The sequence below is a fragment of the Citrobacter sp. GW821-FHT07H02 genome, assembly GCF_059418505.1.
Genome location: NZ_JBWKPZ010000001.1, coordinates 672,680 through 693,357, shown reverse-complemented (window position 1 = coordinate 693,357; position 20,678 = coordinate 672,680). Strand labels below are relative to the sequence as shown.

At 54.1% G+C, this 20,678-nt stretch carries 12 protein-coding genes and 2 pseudogenes; 2 read left to right on the top strand and 12 right to left on the bottom strand.

Annotated features, from left to right (window positions below; all coding sequences use genetic code 11):
- The 10 genes and pseudogenes from AC07NP_RS03140 to putP all read right to left on the bottom strand — a co-directional run.
- A pseudogene (locus AC07NP_RS03140) lies at window positions 1-956 on the bottom strand (RHS repeat-associated core domain-containing protein); the annotation flags it as partial.
- Window positions 957-1,364: an ankyrin repeat domain-containing protein gene (locus AC07NP_RS03135; RefSeq protein WP_494659546.1), complete on the bottom strand. Its 408-nt coding sequence runs from the start codon at window positions 1,362-1,364 to the stop codon at window positions 957-959.
- On the bottom strand, window positions 1,361-2,035 hold the full coding sequence (locus AC07NP_RS03130) for a DUF456 domain-containing protein (RefSeq protein WP_494659545.1): 675 nt from the start codon (window positions 2,033-2,035) through the stop codon (window positions 1,361-1,363). Before AC07NP_RS03130 ends, AC07NP_RS03135 begins: the two co-directional genes overlap by 4 nt.
- An 842-nt stretch (window positions 2,036-2,877) precedes the next feature.
- Window positions 2,878-6,816, bottom strand: coding sequence for an RHS repeat-associated core domain-containing protein (locus AC07NP_RS03125; RefSeq protein ID WP_494659544.1), 3,939 nt, complete (start codon window positions 6,814-6,816; stop codon window positions 2,878-2,880).
- Window positions 6,817-7,261: 445 nt separating this feature from the next.
- Window positions 7,262-7,557, bottom strand: a pseudogene (locus AC07NP_RS03120) (integrase); the annotation flags it as partial.
- Between the two features lie 114 nt (window positions 7,558-7,671).
- Window positions 7,672-8,460, bottom strand: coding sequence for a phosphate starvation-inducible protein PhoH (gene phoH, locus AC07NP_RS03115; protein WP_203358212.1), 789 nt, complete (start codon window positions 8,458-8,460; stop codon window positions 7,672-7,674).
- A 517-nt stretch (window positions 8,461-8,977) separates the two neighbouring features.
- Window positions 8,978-10,261 (bottom strand): iron uptake transporter deferrochelatase/peroxidase subunit, encoded by a 1,284-nt coding sequence (gene efeB, locus AC07NP_RS03110; protein ID WP_494659543.1) that lies wholly within the window; start codon window positions 10,259-10,261, stop codon window positions 8,978-8,980.
- A 5-nt stretch (window positions 10,262-10,266) separates the two neighbouring features.
- On the bottom strand, window positions 10,267-11,394 hold the full coding sequence (gene efeO / locus AC07NP_RS03105; RefSeq protein WP_494659542.1) for an iron uptake system protein EfeO: 1,128 nt from the start codon (window positions 11,392-11,394) through the stop codon (window positions 10,267-10,269).
- Between the two features lie 57 nt (window positions 11,395-11,451).
- Window positions 11,452-12,285, bottom strand: a complete 834-nt coding sequence (efeU, locus tag AC07NP_RS03100) for an iron uptake transporter permease EfeU (protein ID WP_494659541.1) — start codon at window positions 12,283-12,285, stop codon at window positions 11,452-11,454.
- Between the two features lie 270 nt (window positions 12,286-12,555).
- Complete coding sequence (gene putP / locus AC07NP_RS03095; RefSeq protein ID WP_494659540.1) at window positions 12,556-14,064, bottom strand: sodium/proline symporter PutP; 1,509 nt, start codon at window positions 14,062-14,064, stop codon at window positions 12,556-12,558.
- A gap of 419 nt (window positions 14,065-14,483) precedes the next feature.
- On the opposite strand from putP, the gene putA reads away from it, so the two are divergent.
- Together putA and AC07NP_RS03085 are read left to right on the top strand one after the other, a co-directional pair.
- Complete coding sequence (putA, locus tag AC07NP_RS03090) at window positions 14,484-18,446, top strand: trifunctional transcriptional regulator/proline dehydrogenase/L-glutamate gamma-semialdehyde dehydrogenase (protein ID WP_494659539.1); 3,963 nt, start codon at window positions 14,484-14,486, stop codon at window positions 18,444-18,446.
- A gap of 59 nt (window positions 18,447-18,505) precedes the next feature.
- Window positions 18,506-18,901 (top strand): lysozyme inhibitor LprI family protein, encoded by a 396-nt coding sequence (locus AC07NP_RS03085; protein ID WP_494659538.1) that lies wholly within the window; start codon window positions 18,506-18,508, stop codon window positions 18,899-18,901.
- Here the strand turns inward: AC07NP_RS03085 and rutR are convergent.
- Window positions 18,898-19,536 carry an HTH-type transcriptional regulator RutR gene (gene rutR, locus AC07NP_RS03080; protein WP_494659537.1) on the bottom strand — a complete coding sequence of 213 codons (639 nt, stop codon included), beginning with the start codon at window positions 19,534-19,536 and terminating at the stop codon, window positions 18,898-18,900. The two genes, AC07NP_RS03085 and rutR, sit on opposite strands and share 4 nt — an antisense overlap.
- A gap of 69 nt (window positions 19,537-19,605) precedes the next feature.
- Window positions 19,606-20,541, bottom strand: a complete 936-nt coding sequence (locus tag AC07NP_RS03075; RefSeq protein WP_494659536.1) for a DMT family transporter — start codon at window positions 20,539-20,541, stop codon at window positions 19,606-19,608.
- Window positions 20,542-20,678: the final 137 nt, after the last annotated feature.

Here is a 20,678-nt window from a genome sequence, read left to right as displayed (position 1 = left end):
AAACCAATCGGATCATTATAAACATAAGAGTATAGATTCCATCCCCCCACTACTCCAATCGGATCCTGCGTAATATACTGCCCCAGTAACGGGTCATAATAACGATGACGGTTATAGTACAGCCCGGACTCCTCATCATACTGCTGCCCAGGCAGGCGGATGAGCTGCGTCAGATGATGCGGGTTATTCTCATTCAGCAGGTTTCCCCATTCGTCGTATTCAGCACTCCACGACATGCTGCCGTTTTCATCGATAAGCGCCAGCGGCAGACCCCGGTGGTCACAGTGGTACAGGTGGATTTTTCGCTCCGGGGTATACACCGGGTCCATCTGGTTTATCATCTTTTCGACGCTGAGTCCGCAGCCTGCCAGCCACCGACGGTTTTCTTCGCTCACGCTGTCCTGCTGAATTTCCTGCTCCAGCCGGTCGAGGCGCTGTATCAGTTCCGGCGGTAACGTCATGCCGGTGTCCTGCTGCAACACCTCCGCCAGGCTTCGGCGGGCGCTTCTGGCCAGCTCTGCGGTTGCGGTTTCGATGCGCAGCAGGGGCGTGAAGCTCCCGGGCTGGTACACCGTCTGGACACGCCGCGCCCCGGTCTGTGTGGTGGTTAACCTGTCTCCATCCCAGCCGTACCAGGTCTGTTCCGGTTTGCGCGACAACTCCATATACCCGGCCAGGCAACGCTCCCGCCGCCAGACCCGTTTCCCGATACGCCGGCCCAGCGGGTCGTACACATAACGACTCTCCACCTGCGGGGTGTGGTGCTGCGTCCGCTCATAGTGGACCAGACGGTGTTGTGTATCATACCCATAACGGTGGGTGCGCTCGTCATCCATCCGGTTGACCCCGGCCGGGATGCGGTCGGTTTGCTTCGTCAGCCTGCCGTGGCGGTCGTGGTGATAGCGGTAGTGCGCATCCTGTATGATACGGTTGTCCGGCCATATCGTGAGACTGCTTTATTTTTTTCTACGCTTTGGATATAATAAAATTGAGTAGTGATCTGCGATTATTTTTTCTATTTCATTATACCCGCCAAGTTTCGCGACCTCGGCAGGCAATTGATTAAACTCATTTCTTATTGTATTTTTCGCTTTGTATTTCAATAGAATAGAAACTGATTTTAATTGGCCAAACATTGCAGCCTGATGCAAAGGAGTATTGCCTAAATCACCTATGGCATTTATATTGGCTCCAAAAAAAATTAATTTTTCAATATCTTCAATAGCACCCGAACGTGCAGCTATATGTAGCATAGTATCATCATCAATAGATTTTTGATCAATCTCTGTGATTTTGATAGTGTAAAAATCCGGGTGTTCTTGATATTTTAAATAAATATCATCTAAAGTTTTAGAATATTTCATTTATTTGTACACTCCTCACGATGTTTTTTGCTCAAACGTTGAATGCGGATTTTTCTCTCGTCTATTTTTATGTCATGTCGACCGGGGAACCATTTTGCATCCCAATTTTCATATAGACTCGCACACATTTTTGCATGATCAATAGCTTTAGACAATGATGCGCAATCACTTTTCCCTTGTTCAGGTTTTTTATCACAAAAGGTTTTTGCTCTTTCATATTCAGATTGTTTAATATCATTTAACGCCGCACCTTCGCGGTTATTCTTGGATTCAGAATCTGAAGTTGCTAATGTAAAAATACCAACACCAGCTGCAACCCCCAAGATAGCACCTATGACAGCTCCTGGAGGACCGCCAACAGCAAATCCTCCTATAGCACCAGCAACAGGGTTTAACCCCAAAGGATCTATTCCAGATACTGGATCCAGCGGATAACTATACAGGTTCCATCCACCCGCCAACCCAATCGGATCCTGCGTGATATATCTCCCCTGCGCCGGATCGTAGTACCGGTGCAGGTTATAGTGTAGCCCCGACTCCTCGTCATACCACTGGCCCGGCAGCCTCAGCGGTTGCTCCATCTTCTTCGGATTGTCTTCGGACAGAACATTTCCCCACGGATCAAGTTCTGCTTTCCAGTCTGTCTGTCCTTCCGTGTTTATCAGTGCCACCGGTGTCCCCAAATGGTCGCACTGATACAGGTGAACACGCGGATATTCATCACCGACAGCGGGTCAAGCTGTGCCGCCATCAGTTGTACTGGTATGTTCGTTAATGCCAGCCATTCAAGACTTCGTACTGATAGTCCTCCTGCCCGCAGGTCCTCCTCTACCCGCTCCATATCCGCATACTCCTGAGTCGTAAACGGTATCTGGCTGTGCTGCTGTAACTTCTGTGCAAGAGGGGTATACGGTTCGTCTCCACCGTCCTCTCCGCTCGCAGCAGCTGCGTGAAGCTGTTGGTTTCATACAGTGTGTACACTTTCTGGCCGTTTTTCTCCATCAGCACCAGCCTTTCCCAGTGTCCGTTTCTCGTAGCTAGTCAACTGGTGCTGCGGGTCGTAGTGGTAGAGGTGCTTTTGCCGCATTTTCAGTCATTTTTTAGAAACCTTCTCATGGAACCATACGTGAATTAAAAAAAATGCTATAGAAAGAAACCACGCACATAAGGCTATGTAAGGCATAAAAAAGCCACCTATAAGACTATTCAATAGATTGCGAGTAAAAAAATCATAAAAATAAACAACCATTACAAATACATCACTCAAAACGGAAGAAAGATAAGGCCCCAAAATAAAAAACACATACGCATACACCTGTGATTTACAAAAAAAAAGATGCTTTAAAACAAATAAAAAAAACAAGAACACATAAAATAAAAAAACATAGCTCCAAAAATAACTATGCAGCGTTTTAAATGCAAAGCCATAAACAACAGTGATATGAGAAATTAATGCACATAGTAAAGTTAATAATTTCAGACTAAATCTTTGTATTTCCATTCGTATTGCCTTTCAATACGCTGGAGATACGAAAAATGAACCAAACGACCTAGGGTGCTGAATTTCACTCATAGCATCGCCCATTCCCCACGGACTTATAGTCATTTCCAAATTTTTGAAAGGTCCAATCCCTTGCAAAACACTGCTAGAACATATCGCACACTTGAGCGGTGAGCATCCTCCCATATTATCTATCGCATCTCTAATTTTTTTATCTTCATCCGGTGTTATTTCAAAACTATACACCGTGACTTTAGAACCATCCGCATATTGGTATTTTAAATAATCATTTAAATTTGCATCTGATGCGCCAAAAACACCACCACTACCAGAAGGTATCCCCGCAGGAGTAACATACGAACCACCAGGATCATATAATAGTTCGTTCTCCCCAGTTCCCATATGCAATCCAACATGGCCTATTCCATTGTTATTGACGATTACATCGATATTGTTCAAACCCAGTGGATCTATTGCTTGTAATGGATTCAATGGATATCGATATAAATTCACCCCGCCCTTCAGCCCTATCGGATCCTGCGTGATATACCGCCCCTGTGCCGGATCGTAGTACCGGTGCCGGTTATAGTGCAGCCCCGATTCCTCGTCATACCACTGGCCCGGCAATCTCAGCGACTGTTCCATCTTCTTCGGATTCTCTTCGGAAAGAACATTTCCCCACGGGTCAAGTTCTGCTTTCCAGTCTGTCTGGCCTTCACTGTTAATAAGCGCCACCGGCATACCCCGAAGGTCACACTGATAAAGATGAATTTTTCGGATATTCACCACCGGCAGCGAGTCAAGCTGTGCCGCCATCAGCCGGGCAGGGATGTTCGCAAACTCCAGCCAGTTACGGCTTCTTTCCGACAGGCTTTCTGTCCGCAGGTCTTCTTCCAGACGCTCCATATCCGCATACTCCTGAGTCGTAAAGGGTATCTGGCTGTACTGCTGGAGTTTGTCGGCAAGACAGGTATACGGCTCGTCTCCACCATCGCTCTCGATGCGCAGCAGCGGCGTGAAGCTGTTGGGTTCATACAGCGTGTGCACCTTATGCCCGTTTTTCTGCGTCAGCACCAGTCTGTCGCCGTCCCACCCGTAACGCGTGGTGTCGCTCTGGTTATTGCGTTTTATTGTTTTGCTGATGCGCCGCCCGTACGGGTCGTAGCTGTAGGTCGCACGGGTGATGGCACCTGCCGGGGTCTGTTTCTCGTAGCCCGTCAGGCGGTGCAGCAGGTCATAGTGATAAAGATGTTTCTCCCGCTCGTTGTATTTTTTGATGAGGTTGCCCCACGCATCGTACTCATACTGCCAGATGGCGTCTTTTACCGGCCGGTTGTCGAACAGCTGGCGGCCTTCCCCCTCCACCCGGTTGCCCGTCGGGTCATAACGGTAGTCTGCACTAAGCCCCGGCTGTACCGCGCTGATTAAGCGTCCGTTGTCGTCGTAGCCATACCGGCATTCTGCACCGAGGCCGGTAAGCTGACCCAGGATGTCGTACCGGTAGTCCTGCGTCTCACTGCCGGTAACCCGCGCTGCCAGCTGACCCGCTGCCGTGTAGCGCCGCTGCTCCCGGCAAGGCCCGAATACCCGCTCCGCTTCCCGGTGCAGCTTATCGCGCTCCAGCTCCACCATGACATGACCGCCCAGGCTGACGCCGATAAGATGCCCGCTGCCGTAGCGCTGCCAGCCGGCCTGCGGCAGCGCGCCGTACTGTGTCTGCTGTTCATTGCCCAGTGCGTCGTAACGGTGGCCGGTTTTGTGTTGCCAGATGGCCTCCCCGTCGGCGTTATATGCGGTCTGCACTTCTTCGGCGATGTGCCCGCCCGCGTTATAGCGCCAGCTGACGCTGGTGTTGTTGTCCCTGACTTCGGTCAGTTGCCCCGCATCACTGTAACGGTAGTTGGTTGTCGTGCGGCGGTCTTCCGTTTCGCAGTGGTGTGCACTCAGGTGGCCGCTGTCGTCATAGTCGTACTGATGATGAATGTCGCCGTCATCCCGCCCGGTCTGCCGACCCGCCGCGTCATAGCGGTAGCGCTGTGCTCTGCCGTCAAACGCCACGTCCTCCGTCAGCCGGTCCATCACGTCATAGCTGAAGCGGTACGGACGCCGGTTCTCGTTGGTCAGGCCGGTGAGCCGCCCCGCCAGGTCGTAATGGTATTCCCGCACCAGCCCGCCCTGGCGGGTTTCGGTGAGATGACCGCGTTTGTCACGGGTCAGAAGCTGTTCGCTGCCGTCCGGCAGTATCACCCCGACCAGGTCGCCCGCACGGTTATGCCGGTAACGGGTGGTCCGCCCTTCAGCATCGGTATCGCTGACCCGGTTGCCACGTGCGTCGTATTCATGCGTGAGGTGATAGCCTTCCTCGCCGCAGGTTTCAGTCAGGTTGCCCCACAGGTCATACGCCCAGGTGGTTCCGTAACCGCTACAGTCGGTATGGCGGACAAGCTGACCGTAACGGCTCCACTGCAGGTGTCTTTTTCCACCTGCAGCATCTTCGATTATTGTCGGCTGTTCGTCTGTGGCACCGGCATAGTGGTAGCGGATGGTGCTGCCGTCTGCCGCCGTCTGCGCGGTTATGCGCCCCAGAGAATCATAGTCGTTGCGGGTGGCGCTGCCGTCCGGATACAGCACGGCGGTCAGCTGGCCCTGACGGTTATAATCAAAACGGGTTTCTTTTCCGTCCGGCTCTTTGATACTGCTGACGGCACCGCTGACCACATCCAGCGCCCAGGTGGTCTTTCTGCCCAGCGGGTCGATGGTGGCGGTCAGCCGTCCGCTCGCATCGTACTTTTTCTCCACGCTGCTGCCGTCCGGATGGTCGATTCGTACCACCCGCTTTAAACCGCCTTCGCCTTCGGTGTGATATGTGCGCTGTCTGCCGTCGCTGTAGGTGACGAGGGTTTTGTCCGGCTGGTAGTCAAAGTGATAGTCCAGCCCGTGGCCGTCTTCGGTTATCTGTCGTACCGCCCGGCCTGCATCGTCGTACTCATACGCCGTCGCCGGACGGCCGGTATGTCGCTGACCGCTCATCCGACCGGGACAGCCCGGGTGGTAAGCAAAGGCACGTACCTCCAGACCGCTGCGGTCAGACACGCTGACCAGTTCACCGCACCCGCTGTAGGCGTAGCGCGCCAGCGGCTGTTCCGGTATCGTCTCGCCGCCATCACGCGCCAGCCAGACGGCCGCCAGCCTGACGCCGCTGTCCTGTTCCGTGGCGGCAACCGCCTGTATCAGCACCAGCCGGTAATGCCGGCCGCTGCCGTCGGTGACCCCGGTGATGCGCCCCGTAAACTCACCTTCCTGCGCCCGTTCCAGCACCATGCTGCGCCCGAAGCGGTCACGCTGCATCTGCAACAGCTGACGGCCCGGCTGCATAGCCCCCACGTGGCTGAATATCCACCATGGCCCAAGCGGGTCACTGGTCACAAAGTAAAACTCAGGGTGATGCCGTGCCTCTTCCGGGAGCGTCTGCCACAGCGGCTGCAGCACGTCCGACTGCCCGCCTTCCAGGACTGCGGCCCCGCCGCGGACTATCCATAATTTCTCACTGCGGCTGTAGGTCAGTTCGCCTGCGCTGAGCGGGTCGAAGGTGATGCTGCGGCCTTTATCGTCATTGAGGATAAGCGTGTCTGGCGTGGTGAGCAGGCTGACTTCTGCCGCCTGGCTCCAGCCAGGGCCAAACAACCCCACCGGCGCTGGTGTCGGTGTGCGGTAACTGGAGTAGCTGCGGCTGAGAACGAAGGGCACCGGACCGGGCAGCGCGACATCCACCTCACCGGGCAGGACTTTGGCACCGAGAACGGGGTTAACCGGGTCGCCTTCGGTGACGCCGCCGGGACACACGGAACAGGCAATGCCGCCCTGACTGCCTATCAGCACAGTGCGTGAACCCTGCACAATCTGACCATTTGCCACGCCGTCGCTTATCCGGCTCGCGGGTTTTCCACTCATTGCTGATATCCTTTTATTGTGGCGCATCTGTCCATAACTGACTGCGCTGGTCAGAATGATAAATACTGTTCCTGTATAAAACGGATACTCTCCTTTAGAGTTTACTTTTTTGACGAATATCAATGGGGCAGGTTAATAAGAAGAATATTTAATAAAAGTTAACTGTGTGGCACTCAATATATTTTTGGATAAAATAAATACCCCTTCAGTATTCATGACGTAATTATATTTAATCTGCAATATTATTATATTCAGTGCCGACTTCCGGTAAAACTGCTGTCGCTCTTAATCCATCGTTATATCAGTTTATTGCTGACTCTCACTGTTACTGGTTCAGGCCGCCTTAAGCTGCCGCGTATAAATATAGGTTGCTGTATCCCCCTCGCAGCATTTATAGAGACAATCCGATCACCGCCGCATACCTCAAGCAGTTCCGCTTTATGTACATACGCAGCGCCCGGTTGGGGGTGTATTCGTTCATCGTTTTGTACGGGTTATAGTCGCCAGGAAACACCAGTTCCAGATGACCAGTAATCTCCTGTATCTGTTTCAGAATGGCTATCGGCTGGTGGGAGAACGGCACGATATGCAGGGATACGCAATTGCGCCAAAACCTGAAAAAAGCACTTTGTCGATGGTTTCGTGGGTGGCGGGGATAGTCCAGATTTTGTTTCGAAAATCAATATCGATCCAGCGGGCGAAACGCTGTTTTATGGAGCGGATAAACAGGCACAGCGTCAGCCCTCCGCTTTGAAGCGCTTTTCAGTAGAGTCAATTTTCCCGGTGAGATAGCCGCAAATACGAACACGGCTAAAAACAAAGCCCGGTTTCCCGGGCTATGAGATCACACTACCGCTAGCTGTATGCATTAAGCGTGCGTTGGCAGAGCGCTGAACGCACGCAATCGTCTTTGTTGAATCGGATAATCCCGACCATCTCATCTTCTTCAAAACGCGCTAACGCGTCACTGAGCCCTGACTGAACGTGAGCGGGTAAATCGCATTGGGTAATATCACCATTCACGATCACCGTGACGTTCTCCCCGAGGCGAGTTAAAAACATTTTCATCTGCGCTGCAGTCACATTCTGAGCCTCGTCGAGAATGACAACTGCATTTTCAAATGTACGTCCGCGCATATAAGCGAACGGCGCGATTTCCACCTTACCAATCTCAGGTCGCAGGCAGTACTGCATAAAAGACGCACCCAGACGTTTCACCAGCACATCATAGACTGGGCGAAAATAAGGCGCGAATTTCTCAGATACATCTCCAGGCAAGAAGCCGAGATCTTCGTCGGCCTGCAGGACTGGACGGGTGACAATGATCCTTTCTACATCTTTATGTATCAGGGCCTCTGCTGCTTTTGCCGCGCTGATCCAGGTTTTACCACATCCGGCTTCACCCGTAGCGAAGATCAGCTGTTTACTCTCAATGGCATTCAGGTACTGCGCCTGAGCCTCATTTCGCGCAGCAATTGGTGTTGCGTCGCGGCTGTCGCGCGCCATGCCAATTGCTTCTACGCCGCTCATCTGCACAAGCGAGGTGACCGACTCTTCTTCACGTTGCTTGTGGCTACGCGAATCCCGTCTCAGCACACGCTTTGCTTCGCGACGAGCTTTGATCACTGCTTTTTGTCTTCCCATGGATAGCACCTTGAGTTGTAGGTATACATCACACGTGCCGCTGGCAGCACGATTATGCGCACACACATCTGAGGGTTGGCTTCCTTGTAAGCCATAGCTTGCCTTCTAAAAAGACACCACACACGGCTACGCGCACCGTATACGGCGTCAGTAACAATGCTAAGAAGAAGTGAGAGAAATTTAGGGGTGACGAGTGGGCTACCGGAGGAGAAACTTCCGCGTAAGGTACTGCGGTTACTGTGAAAAGCATGTCCAGTTGAGGACCTTACCATTCGCGATCTCCATAGTGAATGACCATCACTGCCGGGAACTACCGCTCATACGTATAATTACATCAGAATCGATCATTAACGCAACAACATTTTTACTTTGCATTAACGAAAAATTCTCTTTGTTCTGACAGTAGTCTCTTACAGGGATATGACAAAATTATTTCAGAAGATTGGTTAGATCAAAAAATAATATTTTCATTCATGAGGATGAGAGTGAAGCCCCGCAGGAAAAGCGGGGCTGACGATCAGGCTTCCAGCAGGGATTGCCCCAGATAGCGGTCGGCGTTTTTTACGCCGGGGAGTGCGAAGAAGTAGCCGCCGCCGATTGGCTTAACGTACTCCTCAAGCGCTTCACCATTCAGCCGTTTTTGCACGGCCAAAAAGCCTTTTTCCAGATCGTGCTGATAACAGGCGAACAGCAGTCCCATATCCAGTTGCCCGGAATTAGTCACGCCGAGGGAGTAACTGTAGCCACGGCGCATCATCAGGCTGGATTGGGTCTCCGCCGTGCGCGGATTCGCCAGTCGAATATGGCTGTCCAGCGCAATTACATTCCCTTCCGGGTCGCTGGCGTAATCCGGCACATCATGCTCGTGCTGCATGCCCAACGGCGCCCCGGTCTGTTTATCACGGCCAAAAATGGTCTGCTGCTCTTTCAGCGGCGTCCTGTCCCAGAACTCGACGCGGAACTGAATCAGCCGGACGGCCTGATAGCTGCCCCCTGTCGCCCACGCAGGTTCCTGTTGTTCTGCGGTCACCCACACCACATCCTGCATCAGCCTGGCGTCTGAGCTGTCGGGATTGGCGGTGCCATCTTTAAAGCCCAGCAGATTGACCGGCGTCTCTTTTCCCTTACTGCGTGCCGCGTGATCGGAGATAAACCCTTCCCGCTTCCAGCGCACGCTCAGGAGATCCGGCGTGTGCTTAATAATGTCACGCAACGCATGTATCACCGTATCCTGGGTATTGGCGCAAATCTGTAACAGCAGATCCCCGTGGCATAACCCCGCATCCAGTGAATCATTCGGAAAGCGCGTCATTTTCTGCAGTTTTTTCGGCATCTGAGCCTGTAATCCATAGCGCTCATCGAACAACGCGTGCCCCACCGAGAGCGTCATGGTCAGATTATCGGGTGCGATCCAGGCACCGAGGATCCCGGAGTCCATAGGCGGCAAGCGAGGATTTGGCGTTTCAGGCGCTGGCCCTCCCGTCGTCAGGAAGGCGATACGGCGCGTCAACAGGCGAAACAGACGTTCGAGCTCCGCTTTGTCACTGGCCAGAATGTCAAAAGCCACCAGCACCATAGACGCCTGCTGCGGCGTGAGAATCCCCGCCTGATGTTCGCCGTAGAAGGGTTGCGTTTCGCTACGGGCATCCGGCGACAAGGTCCCCGGCGCACTTTGTGGTTTTTGAGCATGAGCCACCGGGCAGCCCCCCGCCAGCGCCAGCGCGCCGCCCAATGCCCCCATCCCTTTCAGTAAACGTCGGCGTGACGGTTCGCTCACGCCGTTTTCATTATCATGCTGCATGGTGCTTAATCCAGACCCAGTACGCCGCGCAATTGAGACAAATCTTCCGCCAGCGTCGTGATTGGCCCTTTCAGGGCGTTACGATCGGCATCGGTCAGCTTGTCATAGGTTTCAAACCCGTCTTTGGTGCGATATTTCGCCAGGATGGCATCCACTTTCTTAAAGTTGGCATCCACTTTCGCCAGCAATTCCGCATTGGATTTTTGGAGCTGCGGGCGCAGAAGGTTGACGATTTTTTGCGCGCCATCGACGTTTGCCTGGAAGTCCCACAGGTCAGTTCGGCTATAGCGTTCTTCTTCACCGCTGATTTTGCTGGCCGCCACTTCTTCAATCAGAGCAGCCGCGCCGCCCACCACTTTTGACGGCGGGAAAGCCAACTCGCTGATCCGCGTTTGCAGATCAACCACATCGGTATAAAGCTGGTCGGCATATTTTTCCATGCCTTTCGTACTGTTGTCGCCGAACAGGGCTTTTTCCAGACGGTGAAAGCCCGTAAATTTCGGGTCTGCCGCTTTCTGTTCGTAATCATCTTCACGCGCATCGATACTGCCATCAAGATCAGAGAAGAGTTCTGCGATTGGTTCAATACGCTCGTAATGCTGACGCGTTGGCGCATACAGTGATTTTGCTTTCTCGATATCACCCGCTTTAATGGCATCGGTAAACGCTTTTGTGCCAGTCACCAGTTGTGCGGTCTCTGCCGTGACATACGCTTTATATTCAGTAATCGCGCCACTCAGACTCAATAATGCGTCGCTTTGCCCCGCCTCTGCCGTTGCGCTGCCTTTGACGATCAGCTTCCCTTTCGGGTTGGTCAGCAGACCGCAGGTCATGTCATATTCACCCGGTTGCAGATTCACAGTCATTTTCTGACTGAAACCGGGGGCGATGTTTTCGCGTTCTTCCACCACCATCACGCCTTTGAGGATTTCCCACTCCAGCGCTTTCTGGCTGTGGTTCAGAATAATGAACTGCGTTTTCCCGGCATTCACGGTGAGGGTCATCGGTTCACACTGTTTATCATTAACGGTGACTTTAACCTGTGGAATATCAGCTGCATGAGCAGTAAAAGCGGAGGCGAACAGCGCAGCAATACCCAACTGCAGCGCGTTACGGCGGAAGTTAATCGTCATGACTCATCCCTTTAAATAAGTATGTTGTAACTAAGTAGTTTTCTGCGCCACATTTTTTCAGGGTGCTGTACGAGACGCCGTCGTACCTGCACGAGGCGGCAGCGCAAACAGCACCAACGCCGGAATCAGATAGATAAACCAGACCGCGACTTCACTCACGCTGGGCGCTTCCTGATAGCCGAAAATACCCTCCATCAGCGTTCCAAACAGCGAATGGGTAGAGAGGATACTGCTCATATCAAATGCCACATCCTGGAAGTGGTTCCACAGTCCCGCTTCGTGAAACGCGCGGATCGCACCGGCAGCAAGCCCGGCCGCAACCAGCAAAATGAACAGGCTGGTCCATTTGAAAAAAGCGCCAAGATTAAGGCGGATCCCACCCCAATACAGTAAGAAACCGAGCACCACTGCGGTTGCCAGCCCCAGCATCGCGCCCAGCGGCGGCCAGAACCCAACGTCCTGTTGAAACGCAGCCAACAGGAAGAACACCGATTCCAGTCCTTCACGGGCAACGGCGAAGAAGACCATCATGACCAACGCCCAGCCGTGATGATTTCCCCGCTGCAATGCGGTGTCGACAGCTTGCTCCAGTTGTACTTTGACGTTGCGCGACACTTTACGCATCCAGAACACCATCCAGGTCAGGATCACCACGGCAATGACTGCCACAATGCCTTCAAACAGCTCTTGTTCCTTCTGCGGAAATTCACCCGTGGTTTCATTGATGAAGACCCCTAACGCCAGGCACAATCCCGCCGCCAGAATCACCCCAATCCACATCACACCAATCCAGCGACCGCGCTGGGTACGCTTCAGATAGCTGGCGATCAGACTCACAATCAGCGCAGCCTCTAATCCTTCGCGTAACATAATTAGAAACGGAACAAACATGCCGGGAACCCTTAAACGTTATTCTCAGTCAACTGATGCAAAGAAAAGTAAATTACAGTGATAGTGATTATCATTACAGAGAAAGAAAACTCAAGCAGAATGTTTTGATTATGATGATTGAATGTAAATATTTGGCTGATTAATGGTTATTAATATTTTGTAGGGTGCTGAGACGAAAAAGCCCGCACGTGGCGGGCTGGGGAGTGTTTTTGCCGGATGACCACGCGTAAGCGTCTTATCCGGCCAGCAGTTCGATGCCTTCAGGCTCTGTTACTGCTCCTGCAGACGCGACGGCGGTGCCGAATGGTAATGCGCATCCGCTTTCGCAAAGCGTGCCTGCATAGCGGCAGACGGCGCTTTGTCCAGCAAACTGAAGACCACAATCCCAAGACTACCGAAAATAAAGCCTGGAATGATTTCATACAGGCCCAGCCAGGCAAACTGTTTCCAGACAATGACGGTGACAGCACCGATGATCATTCCGGCCAGCGCGCCGTTGCGGGTCATTCGCGGCCACATCACAGAGAACAGGACCACCGGACCAAATGCAGCGCCAAAACCGGCCCAGGCGTAGCTCACGAGTCCAAGGACCCGGTTCTCAGGGTTGGCAGCAAGCGCAATTGACACCAGCGCCACCACCAGCACCATCAGGCGCCCTACCCACACCAACTCTTGCTGGCTGGCCCCTTTGCGCAGGAAGGCTTTGTACAGATCTTCGGTAATCGCACTGGAGCACACCAGTAATTGGCAGCTGAGGGTCGACATCACCGCAGCCAGAATGGCAGACAGCAGAATACCGGCAATCCACGGGTTGAACAGAATTTGCGCCAGTTCGATGAAGACGCGCTCAGAGTTCTGGTTAACCGCTCCAGCCAGTGCCGGATTATCGTTGAAGTACGCGATACCGAAGAAGCCGACGGCCACTGCCCCCGCCAGACACAGGATCATCCAGGTCATACTGATACGACGCGCATGCACGATACTGTGATGCGAGTCCGCCGCCATAAAGCGCGCCAGGATGTGTGGCTGACCGAAGTAACCCAGCCCCCAGCCCATCAGGGAGATAATGGCGACAAAATTCAGCCCTTTGAGCATATCCACATTCTCAATGCTCTTTTGTTTGATAACCTCCAGCGAGTCACCAAAACCCCCCACGGCGATGATGACCATTACCGGCGTCAGGATCAGCGCAAAAATCATCAGGCTGGCCTGAACGGTGTCGGTCCAGCTTACCGCGAGGAAACCGCCAATAAAGGTGTAAAGGATGGTCGCTGCCGCCCCTGCCCACAGCGCCGTTTCATAGCTCATGCCGAAGGTGCTCTCAAACAGACGCGCGCCCGCCACAATGCCGGAAGCACAGTAGATGGTGAAAAACAGCAGAATAACCACCGCAGAGATAATACGCAGAATGCGGCTGTTGTCTTCAAAACGTCCGGTGAAGTAGTCCGGCAGGGTTAACGCATTATTGTTGTATTCGGTATGCACGCGCAGACGGCCCGCCACCAGCTTCCAGTTGATCCACGCGCCTAATGTCAGGCCAATGGCAATCCAGCTTTCTGAAATGCCTGAAATGAAAATCGCGCCTGGCAGTCCCATCAGCAGCCAGCCACTCATATCCGACGCACCCGCCGACAATGCGGTCACAAATGGCCCGAGGCTACGGCCACCCAGAATATAATCATCAAAGTTCTTCGTTGAACGCCATGCAATAAACCCAATCAATATCATGCCCAAAATATAGACACAAAATGTCACCAGCATCGGTGTGCTAATAGCCATCAAAAATCTCCAGAATCATTTATCGACAATATCGATACTTGCCGTTTGTCCCCTGCCGGAACGTAGCAGTGGTGTGTATGTTTACCAGGGCGCCCGTATCCTGCCGGAAGCGGTGGTCTTTCACAATCGATTTAACACACCATTTACATCAATTTTTTAATCGGCGGCATACCATTTTTCTATAGGTTGCACTCTCTCACATTTTTCACGGTTGCACCTTTAAAAAGTGTTAACTACCGCAGAGAAATAATTCACTTTTTATTTCCTGATTAAAGAACACCTGCCCAACATTTAACAATTAATTCATTTTTGAGCTTGCAAGCCACATCACACTCAACAAGGTTGCACAAAGTTGCAACATAGTGGATATTTCTCGATAACCATTAGTACTACTTACCAGAACAACAGGAGCACACGGCATGGGAACCACCACGATGGGGGTTAAGCTGGATGACGCGACGCGCGAACGTATTAAATCAGCAGCAATACGTATCGATCGCACCCCACACTGGCTCATCAAGCAGGCAATTTTTAATTATCTGGAAAAACTGGAAAACAATGACGCGTTGCCAGAGCTTCCCGCGCTGCTGGCCGGTGCGGCAAATGAAAGCGAAGAATCCGTCGCGCAACAGGATGAAATCCACCAGCCTTTCCTCGAATTTGCCGAGCACATACTGCCCCAGTCGGTTTCACGTGCCGCCATTACCAGCGCATACCGTCGCGCCGAAACCGATGCCGTCGCGATGCTGATGGAGCAGGCCCGCCTGCCGCAACCTATTGCAGAACAGGCACATAAACTTGCCTGGCAACTGGCGGAAAAACTCCGCAACCAGAAAACGGCCAGCGGTCGTGCCGGCATGGTTCAGAGCCTGTTGCAGGAATTCTCTCTCTCTTCTCAGGAAGGGGTGGCGTTGATGTGTCTGGCGGAAGCGCTGCTTCGTATTCCCGATAAAGCCACGCGCGATGCGCTGATCCGCGACAAAATCAGTAATGGCAACTGGCAGTCACACATTGGCCGCAGCCCGTCGCTGTTTGTTAACGCGGCGACCTGGGGCCTGCTGTTCACCGGTAAGCTGGTATCAACGCATAACGAAGCCAATCTCTCCCGCTCGCTGAACCGGATTATCGGCAAGAGCGGCGAACCGCTGATCCGCAAAGGCGTGGATATGGCGATGCGCCTGATGGGCGAACAGTTCGTCACCGGAGAGACCATTGCAGAAGCGCTGGCCAATGCCCGCAAGCTGGAAGATAAAGGTTTCCGTTACTCCTACGACATGCTGGGTGAAGCCGCGCTAACTGCCGTGGACGCACAGGCCTATATGGTTTCCTATCAGCAGGCGATCCACGCCATTGGTAAAGCCTCGAACGGTCGCGGTATTTACGAAGGTCCGGGCATCTCCATCAAGCTCTCGGCTCTGCACCCGCGCTATAGCCGCGCGCAGTATGACCGCGTCATGGAAGAACTGTACCCGCGCCTGAAATCGCTGACCCTGCTGGCGCGCCAGTACGATATCGGTATCAACATCGATGCCGAAGAAGCCGATCGTCTGGAAATTTCGCTCGATCTGCTGGAAAAACTCTGCTTCGAACCGGAACTGGCGGGCTGGAACGGTATTGGCTTTGTTATCCAGGCTTACCAGAAACGCTGCCCGTTCGTGATTGATTATCTGATAGACCTGGCGACCCGTTCTCGCCGCCGTCTGATGATCCGTCTGGTGAAAGGCGCCTACTGGGATAGCGAAATCAAACGGGCGCAGATGGACGGCCTGGAAGGGTATCCGGTGTATACCCGCAAGGTGTACACCGATGTTTCCTACCTCGCCTGTGCGAAGAAACTGCTTGGCGTGCCGAACCTGATTTATCCGCAGTTCGCCACCCACAACGCCCACACGCTGGCGGCGATTTATCAACTGGCCGGGCAAAACTACTATCCGGGTCAGTATGAGTTCCAGTGTCTGCATGGCATGGGCGAACCGCTGTATGAGCAGGTCACCGGTAAAGTTGCCGACGGCAAACTCAACCGTCCTTGCCGTATTTATGCACCGGTCGGCACGCATGAAACGCTACTGGCCTACCTGGTACGCCGCCTGCTGGAAAACGGGGCGAATACCTCTTTTGTTAACCGCATTGCCGACGCCACGTTACCGCTGGATGAACTGGTGGCCGATCCCGTAGAAGCCGTCGAGAAACTGGCGCAACAGGAAGGACAGGCTGGCCTGCCGCACCCGAAAATTGCACTGCCTCGTGACCTCTATGGTCATGGTCGTGAGAACTCCGGCGGTCTGGATCTGGCCAACGAACACCGTCTGGCCTCTCTCTCCTCCGCCCTGCTCAATAGCGCCCTGCAAAAATGGCAGGCGAAACCGATGCTAGAACAGCCGGTTGCCGACGGGGAAATGGTGCCCGTAATTAACCCTGCAGAGCCAAAAGATACTGTCGGTTTCGTGCGCGAAGCAAGCCCAGGCGAAGTCGAACAGGCGCTACAGAGCGCGGTGGATAGCGCCCCGATCTGGTTTGCCACCCCGCCGCAGGAGCGCGCCGCAATTTTGCAACGCGCCGCCGTGTTGATGGAAAGTCAGATGCAGCAGCTGATTGGCATCCTGGTGCGCGAAGCCGGTAAAACCTTCAGCAACGCCATTGCCGAAGTGCGTGAAGCCGTGGACTTCCTGCACTATTACGCAGGCCAGGTACGCGATGATTTCGACAATGAAACACACCGTCCATTAGGTCCGGTGGTCTGCATCAGCCCGTGGAACTTCCCGCTGGCGATTTTCACCGGTCAGGTCGCCGCCGCGCTGGCGGCAGGCAACAGTGTGCTGGCAAAACCGGCAGAACAGACGCCGCTGATCGCCGCTCAGGGGATTGCTCTCCTGCGAGAAGCGGGCGTACCCGCCGGGGTGGTGCAGTTGTTGCCAGGTCGGGGGGAAACGGTAGGGGCGCAACTGACCGCCGATAACCGTGTACGCGGCGTGATGTTTACCGGTTCGACGGAAGTCGCCACATTATTACAACGCACGCTCGCCACACGCCTGGATACCCAGGGCCGCCCGATCCCGCTTATCGCGGAAACCGGCGGAATGAACGCCATGATCGTCGATTCATCGGCCCTCACCGAACAGGTGGTGGTGGATGTGCTGGCCTCCGCGTTTGACAGTGCCGGGCAGCGCTGCTCTGCACTGCGCGTACTGTGTTTGCAGGACGACATCGCTGAACATACCCTGAAGATGCTGCGTGGAGCGATGGCCGAATGCCGGATGGGCAATCCGGGTCGCCTGACCACAGACATCGGCCCGGTTATCGACCAGGAAGCGAAAAGCAACATTGAAGGCCATATTCAGGCCATGCGCGCCAAAGGCCGTCCGGTGTTCCAGGCCGTCCGTGAAAACAGCGACGATGCCCGCGAATGGCAGTCCGGAACCTTTATCGCACCGACGTTGATTGAGCTGGAAAGCTTCGACGAGTTGCAAAAAGAGGTGTTCGGACCGGTTCTCCACGTGGTGCGCTACAACCGTAACAATCTGGATGCGTTGATCGAACAAATTAACGCCTCCGGATACGGGCTGACGCTTGGCGTACATACCCGTATCGATGAAACCATCGCCCAGGTCACCGGCTCGGCACACGTGGGTAACCTGTACGTTAACCGCAACATGGTCGGCGCCGTGGTCGGCGTTCAGCCCTTTGGTGGCGAAGGGTTATCCGGAACCGGACCCAAAGCGGGCGGCCCGCTGTACCTGTATCGCCTGCTGGCACACCGTCCGGAGAAAGCGCTGGGAACGACACTGGCGCGTCATGATGCCAGTTACGCTGTCGATACCCAGGTAAAAACCGTGCTGATTCAGCCGCTGGTGGCATTAACCCAATGGGCGGAAGCCAGCCCGGCGCTGCGCGCGCTCTGCCAGCAGTTCAGCGAGCTCAGCCAGTCCGGGACTCAACGCGTACTGCCAGGCCCCACCGGGGAACGTAACACCTGGACGCTGCTACCAAGGGAGCGTGTGTTATGTCTGGCGGAAGACGAGCAGGATGCCCTGGTTCAGGTTGCCGCCGTGATGTCGGTCGGAAGTCTGATTTTGTGGCCGGATGATAGCGCCCATCGTGAACTGGCAAAACGCCTGCCTGCCGCCGTTTCAAAGCGTATTCAGTTTGCGAAACGCGATGGGCTGACGTCGCAACCGTTCGATGCGGTTATCTTCCACGGCGACTCCGATCAGCTGCGCGCCCTGTGCGAAGCCGTTGCCGCACGCGAAGGGGCCATCGTTTCTGTACAGGGATTTGCCCGTGGCGAAACCAACATTCTGCTGGAGCGGTTGTACATTGAACGTTCCCTCAGCGTTAACACCGCAGCTGCCGGAGGTAACGCCAGCCTGATGACAATTGGCTAAGGCTGTGGTTAATTAAGGCTCCGGTAACGGAGCCTTTTTTTATGGAGCCAGAGGGAAGCATGAACCGAATTTTACTGACGTGTGCTGCGCTGCTGTTGAGCAGTCAGGCACTGGCCGATGACTGCGCGAACGCCAGCACACAAACCGAAATGAACACCTGCGCCGCCGCACAATTTCAGGCCGCCGATAAAAAACTCAATGAGACCTGGCAGAATGCGCTGACCCGCGCCGCGCCGCCACAGCGTGAATTGCTGAAAAAAGCACAGAGCGCATGGATTGCGCTCAGAGATGCCGATTGCGCATTACTCAGCTCCGGTACGGAAGGCGGTAGCGCACAGGCGATGATCGCCAGTCAATGTCTGGTAGACAAAACCGCAGAGCGCGACGCGTTTTTAGCCTCGCTGCTCCAGTGCGAAGAAGGTGATTTAAGCTGCCCGTTGCCGCCCGCTGGTTAACGCACGCGAATGCCTTCAATGATCATTCGCTGAACGCTCTCGACCGTTTGGTTAAAAAAGGCTTCATCGCGCAGTGTTGCGCCCGTTACGGCTTCCACCTGAGGGGCAAAATCCGCGTAATGCTGCGTTGAAGCCCAAATCATAAAGATAAGATGGTGTGGATCGACAGGCGCAAGCTTGCCGCTGTCGATCCAGCCTGCGATCAACGCGGATTTCTCGTCAATCAGCGCCTTCAGATCGCCCGTTAACTCTTCCATCAGCAACGGCGCGCCTGCCAGCATTTCCATGCAAAACAGCCTTGAAGCCTGCGGGTAATCACGGGAAACCTCCAGCTTCAGGCGAATGTACTCTCTGATTGCCGCCAGGGGCGCGAAATCCTCACGAAACGCCTTCAGCGGCGCCAGCCAGATGTCGAGGATCTGGCGCAGTACCGCCACATACAGCGCCTCTTTTGACGGGTAATAATAGAGAAGATTAGTTTTGGATACACCCGCCAGTTCAGCAACCTGCTCAAGCCGGGTACCATGAATGCCAAACTGGGAAAAGGTGTTTAATGCGGCGTTAAGAATGGCCTGGCGTTTTGCGCTAACGGCCTGCGAACGTTTACCTGGTTTTTTGACTGCGCTTTGTGCCATGCGCCCTCTCCTTTTTTATTTGCGATGAGCATAACAAATCTTGCGGGGGTTAACCCAGGATTGGTTTGCTTACTGAGGGTCCGATGGCACTTGCGACGCGTCGTCAGCGGTGCTCTCCGCTGAGGTTGCTTTCCGCTTCAACTTCAATTCACTGACCAACACGCCAGCAATAATAAATACCGCGCCCAACAGCGCCAGTAACGGTAAACGCTCTCCGGCAATGCGGCCAAAAATCCCTGCCCATACCGGTTCACCGGTATAAATGACCGTTGCCCGCGTTGGCGAAACGCTGCGCTGCGCCCAGTTCATCGTCACCTGGATAATCGCACTGAAGATGCCCAGTCCGAGGGTAACCACCAGCAATCCCGTAGACATCGGCGGGACCGACTCCCCGGCCGGCGCCATGGCGATGAACGCCACCAGCGATGCTGTTACCAGTTGCACCACCGTCACCCGACGGACATCCACTTTCCCCGCCCATGCGCTGATCAGAATAATTTCAGCCGCAATCGCCACCGCACTGGCAAGCGTAATCAACTCGCCTTCGCCCAGCGCCAGTAAGTTATCACCCGGACCCGCAAGAAAAATCAGTCCGATGAACGCCAGCACAATGCCCACGCAGGGCATCAAACCTGGCATCCGCCCCAGACAAAGCCATTGCAGTAAGGGGACCAGCGGCACATACATCGCCGTGATAAAGGCAGATTTGCTGCTGGGGATGTACTGCAACCCCCAGGTTTGCAGGCTATAGCCGAGCGCTATCGAGACACCGATCGCCACACCTGCTTTACATTCCAGCCAGGTTAACCCGCGCAATGTGCGCAGTGACAGCAATGCCACGGCCAGCGCCGCCGTCGCAAAACGAATACCGACAAAGAAAAACGGCCCGCTCTGGGTGACCGCATATTGCACAGCCAGAAAGGTGCCTCCCCAAAACATCGTGATGATGATGAGGATGGCTTCCTGGGGCTTTATGGAGAAGGAGTAACCTGAACGTCGTGACATGGGACACCTGATGAGCAGAATCCCTTTAGTCTGCGTTGCGTTTTGTTACAGTTCAACCTTGCGGACAAAAAAAACCGCCGGAATATCCGGCGGCGGTGGTCTCATGGCGTGTGAGTTTCACCTGCACCCAACGCCCT

Coding starts and splice junctions, on each gene's coding strand:
- AC07NP_RS03135 (WP_494659546.1), bottom strand. CDS start 1,364: ATGAAATATTCTAAAACTTTAGATGATATTTATTTAAAATATCAAGAA.
- AC07NP_RS03125 (WP_494659544.1), bottom strand. CDS start 6,816: ATGAGTGGAAAACCCGCGAGCCGGATAAGCGACGGCGTGGCAAATGGT.
- phoH (WP_203358212.1), bottom strand. CDS start 8,460: ATGGGAAGACAAAAAGCAGTGATCAAAGCTCGTCGCGAAGCAAAGCGT.
- efeB (WP_494659543.1), bottom strand. CDS start 10,261: ATGCAGCATGATAATGAAAACGGCGTGAGCGAACCGTCACGCCGACGT.
- efeO (WP_494659542.1), bottom strand. CDS start 11,394: ATGACGATTAACTTCCGCCGTAACGCGCTGCAGTTGGGTATTGCTGCG.
- efeU (WP_494659541.1), bottom strand. CDS start 12,285: ATGTTTGTTCCGTTTCTAATTATGTTACGCGAAGGATTAGAGGCTGCG.
- putP (WP_494659540.1), bottom strand. CDS start 14,064: ATGGCTATTAGCACACCGATGCTGGTGACATTTTGTGTCTATATTTTG.
- putA (WP_494659539.1), top strand. CDS start 14,484: ATGGGAACCACCACGATGGGGGTTAAGCTGGATGACGCGACGCGCGAA.
- AC07NP_RS03085 (WP_494659538.1), top strand. CDS start 18,506: ATGAACCGAATTTTACTGACGTGTGCTGCGCTGCTGTTGAGCAGTCAG.
- rutR (WP_494659537.1), bottom strand. CDS start 19,536: ATGGCACAAAGCGCAGTCAAAAAACCAGGTAAACGTTCGCAGGCCGTT.
- AC07NP_RS03075 (WP_494659536.1), bottom strand. CDS start 20,541: ATGTCACGACGTTCAGGTTACTCCTTCTCCATAAAGCCCCAGGAAGCC.